Origin of the sequence: Mucilaginibacter gilvus, from assembly GCF_004054195.1 — a bacterium.
GTDB lineage: Bacteria > Bacteroidota > Bacteroidia > Sphingobacteriales > Sphingobacteriaceae > Mucilaginibacter > Mucilaginibacter gilvus.
Map to the genome: position 1 here is coordinate 516,759 of NZ_SBIW01000007.1, position 15,024 is coordinate 531,782.

15 protein-coding genes and 1 pseudogene are annotated in these 15,024 nt (G+C 44.9%); 9 read left to right on the forward strand and 7 right to left on the reverse strand.

Annotated features, from left to right (window positions below):
* Nucleotides 1-4 precede the first annotated feature (4 nt).
* Nucleotides 5-1,459 carry a PAS domain S-box protein gene (locus EPL05_RS16645; RefSeq protein WP_128535099.1) on the reverse strand — a complete coding sequence of 485 codons (1,455 nt, stop codon included), beginning with the start codon at nt 1,457-1,459 and terminating at the stop codon, nt 5-7.
* Nucleotides 1,460-1,649: 190 nt separating this feature from the next.
* Nucleotides 1,650-2,129: a DUF4112 domain-containing protein gene (locus EPL05_RS16650; protein ID WP_128535100.1), complete on the reverse strand. Its 480-nt coding sequence runs from the start codon at nt 2,127-2,129 to the stop codon at nt 1,650-1,652.
* A gap of 102 nt (nt 2,130-2,231) precedes the next feature.
* Between EPL05_RS16650 and EPL05_RS16655 the strand changes: the two genes are divergently transcribed.
* The gene (locus EPL05_RS16655; RefSeq protein ID WP_128535148.1) at nt 2,232-2,927 is read left to right on the forward strand and encodes a DUF92 domain-containing protein; all 696 of its coding nucleotides are present in this window, start codon (nt 2,232-2,234) and stop codon (nt 2,925-2,927) included.
* Here EPL05_RS16655 and EPL05_RS16660 read toward each other — a convergent pair.
* From EPL05_RS16660 to EPL05_RS16675, 4 genes are all read right to left on the reverse strand, one after another.
* Nucleotides 2,920-4,176 (reverse strand): aspartate kinase, encoded by a 1,257-nt coding sequence (locus tag EPL05_RS16660; RefSeq protein WP_128535101.1) that lies wholly within the window; start codon nt 4,174-4,176, stop codon nt 2,920-2,922. The genes EPL05_RS16655 and EPL05_RS16660 overlap by 8 nt on opposite strands.
* Nucleotides 4,163-4,981 carry a DUF3298 and DUF4163 domain-containing protein gene (locus tag EPL05_RS16665; protein WP_128535102.1) on the reverse strand — a complete coding sequence of 273 codons (819 nt, stop codon included), beginning with the start codon at nt 4,979-4,981 and terminating at the stop codon, nt 4,163-4,165. Before EPL05_RS16665 ends, EPL05_RS16660 begins: the two co-directional genes overlap by 14 nt.
* Nucleotides 4,982-4,986: 5 nt before the next feature.
* Nucleotides 4,987-5,505: a GNAT family N-acetyltransferase gene (locus tag EPL05_RS16670; protein WP_128535103.1), complete on the reverse strand. Its 519-nt coding sequence runs from the start codon at nt 5,503-5,505 to the stop codon at nt 4,987-4,989.
* Nucleotides 5,506-5,573: 68 nt separating this feature from the next.
* Nucleotides 5,574-6,269, reverse strand: coding sequence for a YggS family pyridoxal phosphate-dependent enzyme (locus EPL05_RS16675; RefSeq protein ID WP_128535104.1), 696 nt, complete (start codon nt 6,267-6,269; stop codon nt 5,574-5,576).
* 43 nt (nt 6,270-6,312) lie between these two features.
* Here EPL05_RS16675 and EPL05_RS16680 point away from each other — a divergent pair, with 43 nt between their 5' ends.
* The 3 genes from EPL05_RS16680 to EPL05_RS16690 are packed head-to-tail and all read left to right on the forward strand — an operon-like array spanning nt 6,313 to nt 10,193.
* Complete coding sequence (locus tag EPL05_RS16680) at nt 6,313-6,705, forward strand: DUF4296 domain-containing protein (protein ID WP_128535105.1); 393 nt, start codon at nt 6,313-6,315, stop codon at nt 6,703-6,705.
* The gene (locus EPL05_RS16685; protein ID WP_128535106.1) at nt 6,686-9,049 is read left to right on the forward strand and encodes an endonuclease MutS2; all 2,364 of its coding nucleotides are present in this window, start codon (nt 6,686-6,688) and stop codon (nt 9,047-9,049) included. The genes EPL05_RS16680 and EPL05_RS16685 overlap by 20 nt, the downstream gene beginning before the upstream one ends.
* Nucleotides 9,050-9,107: 58 nt before the next feature.
* Nucleotides 9,108-10,193: an SGNH/GDSL hydrolase family protein gene (locus EPL05_RS16690; protein ID WP_208394771.1), complete on the forward strand. Its 1,086-nt coding sequence runs from the start codon at nt 9,108-9,110 to the stop codon at nt 10,191-10,193.
* A 104-nt stretch (nt 10,194-10,297) separates the two neighbouring features.
* Here EPL05_RS16690 and EPL05_RS16695 read toward each other — a convergent pair whose 3' ends face one another.
* The gene (locus EPL05_RS16695; protein ID WP_128535107.1) at nt 10,298-10,822 is read right to left on the reverse strand and encodes a hypothetical protein; all 525 of its coding nucleotides are present in this window, start codon (nt 10,820-10,822) and stop codon (nt 10,298-10,300) included.
* 239 nt (nt 10,823-11,061) lie between these two features.
* Between EPL05_RS16695 and EPL05_RS16700 the strand changes: the two genes are divergently transcribed.
* The 5 genes and pseudogenes from EPL05_RS16700 (at nt 11,062) to serC (ending at nt 14,958) form a co-directional block, all read left to right on the forward strand.
* Nucleotides 11,062-11,760 (forward strand): CoA transferase subunit A, encoded by a 699-nt coding sequence (locus EPL05_RS16700; protein ID WP_128535108.1) that lies wholly within the window; start codon nt 11,062-11,064, stop codon nt 11,758-11,760.
* A gap of 191 nt (nt 11,761-11,951) precedes the next feature.
* Nucleotides 11,952-12,167 (forward strand): annotated as a pseudogene (locus EPL05_RS24355) (four helix bundle protein); the annotation flags it as partial.
* 40 nt (nt 12,168-12,207) lie between these two features.
* Nucleotides 12,208-12,864 carry a 3-oxoacid CoA-transferase subunit B gene (locus EPL05_RS16710; RefSeq protein ID WP_128535109.1) on the forward strand — a complete coding sequence of 219 codons (657 nt, stop codon included), beginning with the start codon at nt 12,208-12,210 and terminating at the stop codon, nt 12,862-12,864.
* 219 nt (nt 12,865-13,083) lie between these two features.
* Entirely contained in the window at nt 13,084-13,740 is a 657-nt protein-coding gene (rpe, locus tag EPL05_RS16715; protein ID WP_128535110.1) for a ribulose-phosphate 3-epimerase, read from the forward strand.
* A 150-nt stretch (nt 13,741-13,890) separates the two neighbouring features.
* Nucleotides 13,891-14,958: a 3-phosphoserine/phosphohydroxythreonine transaminase gene (gene serC, locus EPL05_RS16720; RefSeq protein WP_128535111.1), complete on the forward strand. Its 1,068-nt coding sequence runs from the start codon at nt 13,891-13,893 to the stop codon at nt 14,956-14,958.
* The last annotated feature ends 66 nt before the right edge of the window (nt 14,959-15,024 follow it).

Below are 15,024 nucleotides of genomic sequence, written 5' to 3' on the forward strand. Positions count from 1 at the left end.
CGGGCTATTCTTTATTCAGTACAATTTCTTCTGTTTTGTCGGATATTCCGCGGATGATACCGTCCAGTTCGTTAGCCGAAAGGGCTATATTGTCGAGCAGGTTGTTTTTATCTATCTCGCTTATGTCATAGCTTTTAAACAGCTCGATAAGCCCCATAATGCGGGCAAGCGGCGCGCGCACCACGTGCGATTGAATCCAGGCGATATCCAGTAAGTGTTTGTTCTTCTCCTCAATAGCATGGATGTAGTTTTGCCTTTCGGTAATATCCATAGCCAGTACCAGGTGCGTGTTTTCGCCGCTGAACTGGATGAAATTGCTTTGCAGGTATACTTTTATCTGCTCACCGTTTTTTTTGGTTTGCGTGGATATACCGTTGTAAACAAGATGCGAGTCGTTTATAGTTTCCTCAAATTCGTTCACACAATCGGCAGGCCAAACTTTGGTAACATCCATCTCCAGGAATTCTTCGAGCGTGTACCCATAATGAGTAATGGCGGCGGCGTTCACATTTAAAAACCGGCGGGTATCCAGGTTGAAAACCCACATGGGTAGAGGACTGAGGTGAAAGAGGTCGCTGTATCTTTTTTCTGATATGGCAAGCGTTTTCAGGTGCTCCTCCAGTTCGTGGTGCATTTTGGTAAGCTGGGCCTCGGCAAATTTTGTTTCGGTGATATCAAGGCAGGCACCTATCATTTTTATGGGATTACCCTGTTCATCAGATTGCACCTTCCCCCAGGATTTCAGGTACCGCAGTTCGCCATTTGGGCGTATTATTCTTTCTTCGAAAACCGCATCTTCTTTGGTTTGCAGCACATGGGTTATTTTGTTATTTACAAATTCCCGGTCATCCGGATGCAGGAGTTCCTGGTAACCCTCAAAAGTGGCTTTAAACGATTCTTTATCGAGCCCGTAAATGGTGTAAAGCGTATTGCTCCAGCTCACTTTGTTATTGACGATATCCCATTGCCAGTTACCAAAATTAGCCAGTTCCTGCCCCTGCGACATCAGGAGAGAGGTTTCCTGCAGGTTTTTTTTGGTACGTTCCTGACGGTGCTTTATGGCTACAGTTTCCGTAACATCGCTTACCGTATGTACAATATAGGTTACGTTGCCCTGCGCGTCTAAAACGGGTACATTAGCGGCACTGAAATATTTGGTTTGGAGATTAGTACTCCCCGCTATGGAAAATTTGTATTGGTTTACACCGGTTTGATGGGGAGCTTTTGTTTGAAGCACCTGGTTAAGCGAATTAAGATCGTCGCTCATGTCTTTGTCAGGGAACTGCCCGAAGTAGTCAAAAAAACTCTTGCCTGTTAGGTCATCAGAGGCAAGGCCAACGGCATTTAAATAGTTTTGGTTAACATCTGCTATAGTAAAAACGGGGGCATCGGGCAACAAAATTAATGTTGGCGATGGAATAAGGGCGAATATATGGTTGAGTGTTGCGTGATCCAGCATGTTTAATTATCCAGGCTCCGGTTAATATTCGCATTAATTAGCAGCCAAATTGGGGGGAATCGGCTTGCTTTTATAAATATATAGGTATTTTGTTATAAGTTGTTTAACAAAAATTTGTTTTTATAAATACATGAAAATCAATAATATTCGGCGTTTCGTAAGAATTACCTCAGCAGACCGAGCCCAAAAGTTAAAATGAATTAAATAACCACCTCAATGCAACATAAGAGATATAAATACTTGCCGCGAGAAAAACGATGAGCACAACCAGTATTAATAGGATAATGCCCTTACCGCTGCCCTGGTGTTTATCTTCCTGGTAATGTTCTTTTAGCAATTTAATATTGCGGGTGTTGGCTTTAAAGTAAAAATCTGTTACCTGCCCAAGGATAGGGATAGCGCCGAGCAGGGCGTCTACAGAGATATTCAGTGCCATCAAGATCAATACTTTACGACTAACTCCACCATTTTTCGCGATGACATAAAGCAGGGCAGCCGCTACGATAAAGCCCGATACGTCGCCTGCAAAGGGAATAAAGTTGAGGATAGGATCGAGCCCGAAGCGGAAATTAGTACCCGGCAGCCGGAATTTGTCGTCCATAACCGAGGCCACGCGCTCCACCCATTTAAGCTGGCCGGTAAGCGCTGGTTTGTTTGGTAACTGTTTCATCTTGTTATAAATGAATAGAAAGAGGAGCAATTTGTTTTAAAACATTTTCGGCCTTTGGCAGACTGGCTAATTATCAAATTTAATTTTGAAATTCGTGGTTGTATGACCATGCCCTACACTATCTTCCTTGTTTTTCTTGTAGCCATTCTTATTGCTGTTTACAAACACCGTAAACTTACTTTGGTAGGCACATTGACAGGAGGCCTGGTGGAGCTAAGTATCTATATAGGGGCAGGGTTGCCTGGTATTTTAATGCTGGCGGCTTTCTTTGTGATGGCAACCATCGCAACCTCCTGGAAAAAGGCTTCGAAAGGTCAGACCCACCCTGAGATCCGCGATGCCGCACAGGTATTGGCCAACGGCGGCATGGCGGCACTTTGCGGGCTGGTAATGTGGTTGATGCCTGCATGCGGGTACCTTTTGCTGGTTTTATTAGCTGCTGCATTATCATCCGCCACAGCGGATACGCTCTCATCAGAATTAGGCACGGTTTACGGGCGGCGATTTTATAATATCATCAGTTTTAAACCCGATGAGAGGGGCAGGGACGGGGTAATTAGTTTGGAAGGTACGCTTGTCGGCATAGCCGGATCAATGGTAATCGCGCTTATCTACGCGTTGTTTTCTGGCTGGAGCAAGGAGTTTTGGTTCATAGTAATTTCGGGCACGGCAGGCAATATCCTCGATTCGGTTTTAGGTGCAACGCTGGAGCGTGGGGGTTACATCAAAAACAACCTGGTTAATTTCCTCAATACCGTTTGTGCCGCGTTAGTGGCTTACCTGCTGCTGCTTATTTAACCACCATTTGGGCGGTATTTCTGCTGGTTTGTTTCATCAGGATAGTTTTACCGGCGGTTACTTCCGCAAGCGATTCATCATTATAATGCCTTAAGGTTATCAGCGTAAGGTTATCATTATATTTTACCTTGAAGAACGCTTTGAGCGATGCGAGCAATTTTTCAAAACGCTCGGGCACAAAATCGATACAAGCAGTAAAACTTAAAGCCGAGGTTTGCATTACATTCACCTTTACATGATTTTTGGCAAACAACCCGAAGATCTCGCTCAGGTGACTCTCAGAGATAAACGAATAATCTCCCGCGGAAACAGAAAGCATCACCTGCTTTTGTTTTACAATGATAACTGGCTTGGCGAAGCTGTTTACCGCATTTTCTTTGATGATGGTACCCGGTGCATCAGGATCAGTAAAGGGCTTTACCAGCAGCGGGATCTTGGCATTTTGGAGCGGTTTAATGGTTTTTGGGTGGATCACACTTGCCCCATAAAAGGTCATTTCTATTGCTTCCTGGTAGCTTAGCTCATCAAATTTGATGGTATCGGCAAAATATTTAGGGTCGGCGTTTAAGATGCCGGGAACGTCCTTCCAGGTGGTTACCGATTCGGCACCCAAACAGGAAGCGATAATAGAAGCGGTATAATCAGAGCCTTCCCGGCCAAGGGTGGTGGTGAAATTCTCCGATGTACCACCCAAAAATCCCTGGGTTACAATAATACTTTTTTCCAGCAACGCCGGGAAGTCCTTTTGAATGCTTTCGCGGGTTTTAGCCCAATCTACAACGCCTTCGCGGTAGGTATTATCGGTGTGGATATAGCCGCGCACATCCAGCCATTTACTGGCAATGCCCTCGTGATTAAACCAGGCGTTTACAATACGGGTTGATACCAATTCACCTATGGAAACTATCTGGTCGTAAATAAAGTCGTAATCGTCCTGCGGTTCGTCCTCTATCATCCAGTCTATTTCCACAAAAGTGTTGGCTACCTCATCAAACACCGGGTGGCCGGGCTCAAAAAGTTCTGCTATAATTTGGTAATGATAGGCTTTTAGTTCGTCGAAGATCTCGTGCACGTCGCCATCGCTATTCACATAAGCGTTGGTGAGTTTTTCGAGCGCATTGGTGGTTTTGCCCATGGCCGATACCACAACCAGCAGCTGGTTACCCGCGTACCCGCTAACTACTTTTCCTAAATTAATTACGCCCTGCGCATCCTTAACCGATGCACCTCCGAATTTAAATACCAGCATCTTTTTTTGTGTATGGTGCAACAACCGCATTGGGCCGTATTAATGTTTTTATTTGTGCCCAGGGGATCAGCAGTTCTGTTTGCCCGGCAGCATAAGGTTTTATTTCGTACTCGTTATAAACAAACCTGATCCCTACAGGGGTGAACAGGTAATTCTCGTTCAGCCAGAATTTATTATCTCTAAAAAAATAGTCGCGGGCAAGGGAGGATGTATCCTTTAATTTTTCATTTTTCCGGAAGATCTCCTCCGCAATTTTTGTCAATTTTGGATAAGCACCGGGTAATAATATATCCTTTAAATAGATGCCCCTTTTTGTGTTCGGGTTCCAGTTAATAAATTCCGTAAAATCTGCACCGTGGGCACCTCCTTCGTAAACGTAACCCCCATATTCCAGTGCCAACAAGCTGCTATCCTGGTTCACCACTTTTGCATAGGTGTCGATTGTGAAAAACCTGTCCTCCGTTTTATTATATTTTTTAAAGTCCGCATACTCTTCAAAATACCGGTCCGTCATCATTTTCAGGCTGGTGTCATGGGATATGTTGTCCGAAAAATTAATGTTCAACAACCCGCGTTTTAAACTATCGTTTAATGCTTCCTGTGCTTTAAACACCGGGTAAGCAATTTTTGCAACGGTGCAGGCGCTATCCGCTTTATTGCCGCAATCATTGGCGCGCTCGTGAATGCTTTGCATGGTGTAGGCAACGGTATCTTTAAAAATATCCGGCTTATTGTTTTTCGGCCTCCCGAAATTGCAGGAAGTCAGCGCGAATAAAACCAAACCTAACAGAAATGTTAACCTCATCAGCTTTAGAAATTTCCTACCTGTTCCTTTGACAAGGCGGCGTTCAGCCAGCCCGCCTCAATGTTTGCTTCGTATTTATTGTAGAATTTAATGGCCGGTTCGTTCCAGTCGAGCACTTGCCAAACCATACCACTGTAACCCAGTTCGCGGGTTTCCTGTATCAGTCTGTCAAACAATAGCTTACCCAAGCCTTTACCGCGGTAAGCTTCGGTTATTACCAGGTCTTCCAGGTAAAGGCGCTGCCCTTTCCAGGTAGAATAGCGGATATAGTACAGCGCGAAGCCTACTATCTGGCCTTCGGCTTCAACTACAAACGCTTTCCAAACAGATTTGGCACCAAAACCGGCATCCTCAAATTCTGCCTGTGTAACGGTAACCGCATCAGGTTCTTTTTCAAATATGGCCAGTTCGATGATCAGCTCCAAAAGCCGCGGACAATCTTCCTTAACGGCAAAGCGGAGAAAAGGCCCCACAACCCCCTGAAGGGGGAGCTTTTGATTAGTATCTCGGGTAATATTATCCATCTATTCTGTAAATTCTTTAATTCTATAAATTCGAGTTCAGACGAAAAATCGTGTTAATCTTTTAATCCCTAAATCGTGTCATTTTTCCAGTGCTTCACCACTCGCGTACCAAATATAGTACTGCCCAGCCGTACCATGTTGCTGCCTTGTTCTATAGCCAACTTATAATCTGCCGACATGCCCATAGATAGCGTATCAAACGACGTCTCCTTGCGGAAAAAGCTGGTTTTTACCCCATCGAAAAAGGTGTTTAGTTCGTAATATTCTTCCTTTACCTGCTTTTCGCTATCGGTGTTGGTTGCTATGCCCATCAGTCCGCGAATGCGGATGTTCTTCAAAGCTGTGTATTCCTCGCTACGGAGCAATTCTATCGCTTCGTCAAAACCCAAACCATATTTGGTGTCTTCATCGGCAATATAGATCTGTAAAAGGCAATCGATCACACGCTTGTTCTTTTCGGCGTGTTTGTTAATTTCCTGTAGCAATTTTATGCTGTCTACGGATTGTATCATGCTCACGAAAGGCGCAATATATTTCACTTTATTGGTTTGCAGGTGGCCTATCAGGTGCCATTCAATATCTTTTGGTAGTGTTTCTTGTTTTTCTACCAGTTCCTGCACCATATTTTCGCCAAATAAGCGTTGTCCTGCATTATAGGCCTCCATCAGCTCTTCGGCGGGTTTGGTTTTAGAAACAGCCAGTAACGTAACCTTTATCCCGTCGGTTTCCTTTTTTAGGCTTTTGATATTATCTGCAATGCTCATTTATCCGTAAATTTGTCTTTTATAAACGCCGCTAAATTACAGAATGCATAAATATATCGTCTTGTTTTTTTCAGTATTAGTATTTTTAACCGCGTGTGGCGGCGATAATGCACCTGAAGGAATAATTGAACAACCGCAAATGGTGGGCCTGCTTACCGAGATACACCTTACCGATGGCGGCCTGTACAATGTGCCCCAGGTGCCTGATAGTCTTTACAAATACGGCTCGGCGCGATATGTTGCCGTATTTAAACGCTACCATACCACTGATAAGCAATTTGCGACCAGCCTTAAATATTACACCACACAACCCCTTAAACTGACAGAGATATATGAAAAGGTATCGCAAAACATCAAGGGGAAAACAGATTCGTTAGTTAAAAAAAGTACGCCAAAGAGTACATTAAAAAATAAAGATGCTTTACCCGCTCAATAGTGCAGATAAGCTTGGTTTCACCGAAATAAAAGAACTGATAAAGGCGCATTGCCTGAGTGTTATGGGCCAGCAAATGGTTGATAAGATACAGGTAATGAGTAATTATGACCTAATATATAAGTTCTTGAACCAGGCCAATGAATTTAAGAACATCCTCCAAAACGACGATGCGCTGCCCATAAACCATTTCTACGATATTAAAACGCTGGCCAATAAGGCGAAGATAGAGGGTGCTTTCCTGTCGGAAGAGGAGTTTTTCCAGGTGCAGGCATCACTTACTACCGTATTCGCGGTTATCGCTTACTTTAATGAGCGTAAGGATGTGTATCCTAACCTCGAGGCGCTTTTTGAGCACCTGCCGATAGAGAAAGCGATTCTTAAAAAGATTGATATGGTGATCGACGCGAAAGGGAAAATTCGCCATAACGCTTCGCGCGATCTGATGGATATTACCAGCGGCATTGCCAAAGCCGAACAGGAAGCACGCAAAAAAATAGACCAGATATTTAAAGCCGCCAGTGCCAGCAACTGGACGGCCGATGGTTCGCTCACCATACGGGATGGCAGACTTTGTATCCCTTTGCTTGCCGAAAATAAGCGCAAGGTGAAGGGTTTTATCCACGATGAATCTGCCTCCGGGCAAACGGTTTACCTGGAGCCGGAAGAGGTATTCTCCCTTAACAACCGCATCCGCGACCTGGAGTTTGACCGCCGCCGAGAGATCATCAAGATCTTAACTCATTTAACCGACGAGTTGCGCCCTTACGTGCCTTTGCTGTTATCGTACCACGGGTTGTTAACCAAGCTGGACTTTGTGCGTGCCAAAGCACTTTTTGCTATAGATATTGAGGCTGAAATGCCAAAGGTGGTTAATGAGGGCCGCTTCACTTTTTATAACGCGCGCCACCCGCTATTGTATCTCAATTTTAAAAAGGAGAAGAGAACAGTTGTGCCGCTAAATGTATCGATAGACGAAGGGACACGCATCATCGTGGTTTCCGGGCCGAATGCGGGCGGTAAATCAGTCTGCATGAAAACCGTTGGGTTGTTGCAGATGATGGTGCAGGCCGGCTTGCTGATATCCGCGAGTGCGGATAGCGTAGCCGGTGTATTTAAGCAGCTTTTTGTAGGTATAGGTGACGACCAATCCATCGAAAGCGATTTGAGTACTTATAGCGCGCACTTATCCAAAATGAAATACTTTGTGGAAGGTGCCAATGGTAAAACACTGATATTGATAGATGAGTTTGGCACTGGTACCGACCCGCAATTTGGCGGCCCGATAGCCGAGGCCGTACTGGAGGCTCTGAACCACAAAAAAGTACGCGGTATGGTAACCACGCATTACTCTAACCTCAAGATCTTTGCCAGCCATACTGAGGGGATAGAGAATGCGTCGATGTTGTTTAACAATACAGCTATGCAGCCCCTTTATATGCTGGAAGTTGGCAAACCGGGCAGCTCCTACGCGTTCGAGATAGCGCAAAAGATAGGCCTGCCGCAAAATGTATTGAACCTGGCACGTAACAAAGTTAGCGCCGGGCAAAAAAAGGTAGACAGCTTATTGGTTGACCTGGAACGCGAGAAAAAAGAAATTTTTGATACCAAACAGAAGCTGGACAAGCAGCAGCGCCATGTAAACCTCTTGCTGAAAGAAAACGAAGAGCTGAAAAGCTTTTTGGATGAGAACCGTAAAGCGCTGTTAAAGGAAGCCAAGCAGGAAGCAAAGGACATCATCCTGAACGCAAACAAGCTGGTGGAGAACACCATTGCCGAAATAAAAAGCAGCAACGCCGATAAGGAGGTGACTAAAACCCTGCGCGACAACCTTACAGCCGAAGTTAAAAAGAACACTGTTAAGGCGGAAGTACCAAAAGCCGCTACCAATACCGATGAAGAAATAAAAATCGGCGATTGGGTGAAACTAATAGACGGCGACACCACCGGACAGGTGATTGAACTGATAAAGGACAACGTGGTGATAGCGATGGGCGAACTGCGCACCGTAGTGAAGCGCAAGCGTGTGGAAAAAGTTGCCAAAGCTACCGTGCCGAAGGAAATACGGCGCAGTAATATTGGTCACACAAGCGATATAGCCAGCTTTAGTCCGGAAATAGACGTGCGGGGGATGCGTACCGAGGATGCGCTTTTTGCGATAGAGAAATTGTTTGACAGGGCCTTGATGATGGGTTTCGCTACCCTAAAAATATTGCACGGTAAAGGTGACGGGATCCTAAGAAAAATGATCCGCCAGTACCTGAAAAAGTACGAGCAGGTGGATAGGATGGAAGATGAACACGCCGACAGGGGCGGAGCAGGGATAACCTATGTTTATTTTAAATAAATTGGCGAATTTCACACACTAAAAGATAACAATACAGATCCTGGGTTCAGGAATTAAAATGATGAAAAGATTAACTGCCTTCCAATTAATTGTTTTAATAAGCGCTTGCTTTTCGGTTAGCTGTACCGCGCAAACGGTGGTGTCCTATACCGACCCGAATATCCATTATATGGGGAGAATAGGGATGAAGGAAGATGCTGCTGAACTAACCTGGACGGCTTCATCCGCTATTATTAATTTCGATGGCACCAGCGCTAAGGCGACCTTACAAGATGATACTGGCTTTGATTTTATTACCGTGGTAGTTGATGGGACCGTTGTGAACACCATCCAGGTGAAAAACTATAAAAAGGAATATGTGTTGGCCACCGATTTACCAAAAGGCCCGCATAAACTGGAACTGTTTAAACGCACCGAATATGAAATGGGGCGGTTATTATTTTATAAATTTACGTTAGATGCCGATGCCAGAGTGTTGCCGCCGCCGATTTACAAGCATCGCATAGAATTTTACGGCAACTCCATTACCTGCGGGTATGCCATTGAGGATCTGGAAGGGAAAGACCGCGGCTCTTATGAGTTTGAGAACGGTTACAAAAGCTACGCTAACATAACCGCCCGCCACTTTAACGCCGATTATTTTTGCATTGGTAAAAGCGGCATAGGCGTTACCGTAAGTTGGTTCCCCTACGTAATGCCGGATATATATAATCGAACTTACGCGATGGATTCCACCAGGCTTTGGGACTTTAAAAAATATACGCCCGAAGTAGTGGTGGTGAACCTGTTTCAGAATGATGCCTGGATAATTTTAAAGCCCGATAACGCGAATTTTAAGGCCCGTTTTGGGGATACGCCGCCTACACCGGAGTTTATCATTGCCGCCTATCAAAAGTTTATCAGCAACATCCGCAGTAATTATCCTGATGCTAAAATTATTTGTGCTTTAGGTGCCATGGATGCCACCAAAAAAGGTTCGCCATGGCCGGGTTACATCGAAAAAGCGGTGGATAATATGCGCGATAAAGGGATTTACACGCACTTTTTCCCCTACAAAGAAACCGGCGGCCACCCCAGTGAAAGTGAACACAAAGTAATGGCCGCCGATCTAATTAAATTTATTGAGAGGAGGATGAAGTGGTAAGGTATAGACGCAAATTATGTGTGGGTCATGGTGAGCCTGCGCTTTCTCTTATTTCCTCCCGAGGCCGCTAGTTTTAAACGTCAGCATGACGTCGCGTGATTAGTTTACTCTCCAACTTTTTGCTGATCAGGCGTTTCGTTCGGCCCCGGGATGTTTACGTCGTTACCGTCGGCAGTACCTTCCTGGTAAGTTTTGTTCTGCTCGTTTTTGTTGTCGGTAGCATCCGCAACATCTGGGTCTTCGCGCACGGGGCCTGTAATTTCTGTATCCGATTGGCCGGTTTTCGCTGCATCGGCTGCCTGCGTATAATTAGGCTGTCCTAATTGGCTTGCTTCTTTAAAGTTTGAGTTTTCCGGGTGCTCGTCTGATGGTTCGGTACGGGCGAAATACCCGTTGGAATTACCCGCCAGCTGCGTTGGGTTATTTTTGTCGTCGCCGGATGGGGTGTTGTTATTTTCGCCGAACCGTTGACCGCCAGCCGGCGAACCTTCTAAACCGGGTTCATTACCTTGCTTTTCTTCATCGCCGCTGCCAAACAGCAAGGAGCGACGCAGGTCTTTCTCTTCGAGATTATCGTCGTCTTTAACTTCGTATGCGTTAGGCTGGTTATTTTGGTTTTCGAGTTCCATAATGATTATATTTTGGTTGATGATAATAATAGTAAAACAAGATGTATGCCAAGAGGGGTTTATGGTTCGTAGATGATAGTTCATGGTAAAAGGTGTTTGGTTTATTGTTCAGAGTGATTTCTTCATTGCCCTTATCATCCTTAATTAATTTCCCCATGAACTATGAACCATCAACTATGAACCAATAACCACCAACTATGAACTAAAAAACTTAATTTTGCCCCAACCAATTATTTACCATGAACAAAGTTGTTAGCGGTGCCGATGAGGCCATCCGCGATATAGAAGACGGCAGCACGCTGATGCTTGGCGGCTTCGGCATGTGCGGCCTGCCCGAAAAATGCATTTTAGCTTTAGTGAAAAAAGGTGTAAAAAACCTTACCTGTATTTCCAATAACGCCGGCGTGGACGATTTTGGCATCGGCTTGCTGCTACACCAACACCAGGTTAAAAAAATGATCTCCTCCTACGTAGGCGAGAACGCGGTGTTCGAGCGCCAGTTGCTTAGCGGCGAATTGGAAGTAGAGTTGATCCCGCAGGGCACATTAGCCACCCGCTGTATGGCGGCAGGCTATGGAATGCCAGCCATTTTTACCCCCGCAGGCATCGGTACCGAAGTAGCCATAGGCAAGGAAGTTAGAAATTTTAACGGAAAAGATTACCTGATGGAAATGGCCTTCGATGCCGATTTCGCAATTGTAAAAGCCTGGAAAGGGGATAGGATGGGCAATCTTGTTTACCGCTCCACTGCCCGGAATTTTAACCCCGTAATGGCTATGGCAGGTAAAATCACCATCGCCGAGGTAGAAGAACTGGTAGAACCCGGCGAACTGGATCCGGATAATGTACATACCCCTGGTATCTACGTGCATCGTATTTTCCAGGGAGAGGATTACGAAAAGAGGATTGAACAACGCACAGTGAGGAAGAAGGAGTAATTTGACGATTTGAAAATTAAGAATAATGAGAAAAGAAAAAAAATTGAAAATGAGAAGTAATGAGAAATGACAAAGAAAACCTTATTGTAAAATTAACTTTTGATTTGCTTTAGACATTATTGAATTCACCGAAGAATTGGAAAGTCTCAGAAAGTACGCGATTGCCAATCAATTAATTTAGATGTGGAACATCAATAGGTGCAAACGTTCGCGAAGCACAAAATGCAGAAAGCAAAGCCGATTTTACACACAAAATAAAAATAGCCGCTAAAGAAGCAGAAGAGGCTGAATATTTTTTGCTGCTTTGCCAATTTGCTAAGACGTATCCATTTAATCAGGCTTTACTCGATAAACTCATTGTTATCATTAAAATTCTATCCAAAATTATCGCAACATCCAAATCATAGCATTTTCAAATCATCAAATTACCAAATCATCAAATTAAAAATGTTAGATAAAACAGGAATAGCGAAACGCATCGCAAAAGAAATAAAAGACGGTTACTATGTAAACCTCGGCATCGGCATACCTACGTTGGTAGCCAATTACATCCCCGAACATATAGATGTAGTGCTGCAATCCGAAAACGGTTTGCTGGGTATGGGCCCTTTTCCCTTTGAGGGTGAGGAAGACCCGGACCTGATAAACGCCGGCAAACAAACCATCACCATGCTGCCCGGCTCTGCGGTGTTTGATTCGGCGATGAGCTTTGGGATGATCCGTTCGAAAAAGGTAAATCTCACCATTCTTGGTGCCATGGAGGTGTCCGAAAATGGCGACATAGCCAACTGGAAGATTCCCGGCAAAATGGTAAAAGGAATGGGCGGCGCTATGGACCTGGTGGCGTCGGCAGAAAATATCATCGTAGCTATGCAACACGTAAATAAAGCCGGGGAATCTAAACTGTTACCCAACTGCACGCTACCCTTAACCGGCGTAAACTGCGTTAAAAAAATAGTAACCGAACTGGCCGTGCTGGATGTATTGCCCGAAGGCGGTTTTAAGCTTTTAGAGCGTGCGCCGGGTGTAAGTGTTGAGGAAATTATTAAGGCAACGGCAGGGAAACTTATTATTGAGGGTGATGTGCCGGAGATGGTGATATGATAAGGTAGAAAACAAGAAGCGCGGGGAAAGCGCTATTCCTTATATGGCGAGGGGAAGGTAGGGGGTTTATCGATTTTCTAAACATGGTGTCGAAACCCCTCCCTGCGTTTGCGCACATCGTCTTCACGGCCCCTCCTGGGGGAGGGGTTTAAAAACCGCACATCTTAACCCTTATAACTTTTTCCAACCTTTTTAACCCACAACTCCTATCTTTACCCCATGAACCACCTGATAGCGCCTTCAATTTTAGCTGCCGATTTTGCAAACATGCAGCGCGATGTTGAAATGATGAACAATAGCCAGGCCGACTGGATGCACTTTGATGTGATGGATGGCATGTTTGTGCCCAATATTTCTTTTGGTTTCCCGGTGTTAAAGGCGGTAAAAAAGTACGCCCTAAAACCAATCGACGTACACCTAATGATCGTTGATCCCGACCGTTACCTCAAGGCATTTGCCGAAGAAGGCGCATATAGTATTACCGTGCATTACGAGGCTTGCCCGCACCTGCATCGCACCGTACAGGCCATAAAAGAACTGGGCTGTAAGGCATCGGTCGCTATCAACCCACACACACCCGCTATGTTATTAAAGGATATTATTGCCGATTTGGATATGGTGCTGGTCATGTCGGTCAATCCTGGTTTTGGCGCGCAGAAATTCATCCCGCATAGCTATACTAAGATAGCCGAAGTGAGGGAATTGGCCAAAAATGTTAATCCCGGTTTGCTGATAGAGGTAGACGGGGGTGTTGATAATACCAACGCCGCCCAGTTGTTGGCAGCAGGCGCAAACGTGTTAGTGGCCGGTAACTCCGTATTCTCGGCACCCAACCCTACAGCAGCAATAACTGCTTTGAAGCAGGTGACCTGGTAAATTCCCGTTGCTGCGGTATGCGGAGTTGCCATATGTCAACTTTTTCTAAAAAATGTAAAAAAAGTCTATGAACTTTATAGGATTTATTAACTTCGGCACTTCAAAATACAAAGTTGATAATCAAACGTCAGCATAAAATAAACTCATAATATGAAACACAATTTCGGTGCCGGCCCCGGCATATTACCACACGAAGTGTTAAAACAGGCTGCAGCAGCAGTAATTGATTTTAACGGTACAGGTTTGTCTTTGCTCGAAATTTCGCACCGATCGCCGGAATTTGAAGCGGTGTTGGACGAAGCTGTTAAACTGGTAAAAGAACTGTTTGAAGTTCCTGCGGGGTATTCGGTATTGTTTTTACAGGGGGGTGCCAGCACGCAATTTGCTTTGGCACCATACAACTTACTGCCCGAAGGTGGTAAAGCTGCGTACCTGGAAACAGGCGTTTGGGCCAACAAGGCACTAAAGGAGGCTAAGTTTTTTGGCGAGACGGTAGTTGTTGCTACTTCAAAAGAAAGCAACTTTAACTACATCCCTAAAGATTACGAAATACCTGCCGATGCAGCTTATTTCCACATTACATCAAACAACACTATTTACGGTACGCAGTTGAAGCAATTCCCTGCATCATCGCCTGTACCGGTTGTTTGTGATATGTCGTCGGATATTTTCAGCCGTAAGGTAAACGTTGCCAATTTTGGTGTGATTTACGCCGGTGCGCAAAAAAACATGGGCCCTGCCGGTGTTACTTTGGTAATTGTTAAGGATGACCTGTTGGGCAAAACCGGCCGTAAGATCCCGGCTATGTTTAACTACCAGGTACAAATAGAAGGTGGATCGATGTACAACACGCCGCCATGCTTCGCTATCTATGTATCCATGCTTACCCTAAACTGGCTGAAAGCCAAGGGTGGTGTAGAAGCTATCGAAAAAGAGAACGACGCTAAAGCAGCCGTATTGTACGAAGAAATAGACCGTAACCCGTTCTTTAAAGCTGTAGCCGCTACAGAAGACCGTTCGCACATGAATGTTTGCTTTGTTGCCGCTAACCCCGAGCACGAAAAACCTTTCCTGAAGCTTTGCGACGAAAAAGGTATCGTAGGCTTAAAAGGCCACAGGAGCGTAGGCGGTTTCCGCGCATCTATTTACAACGCGTTGCCTATCACCAGTGTTTACGTGCTGATAGAAGCTATGCAAGAGTTTGCTGAGAAAAATTAGTAATTGTTTTTGGTTTGATTAAGTTGAGTAGTGAGTAGTTCTTGCTGCTTTAACCACTTAACTTAA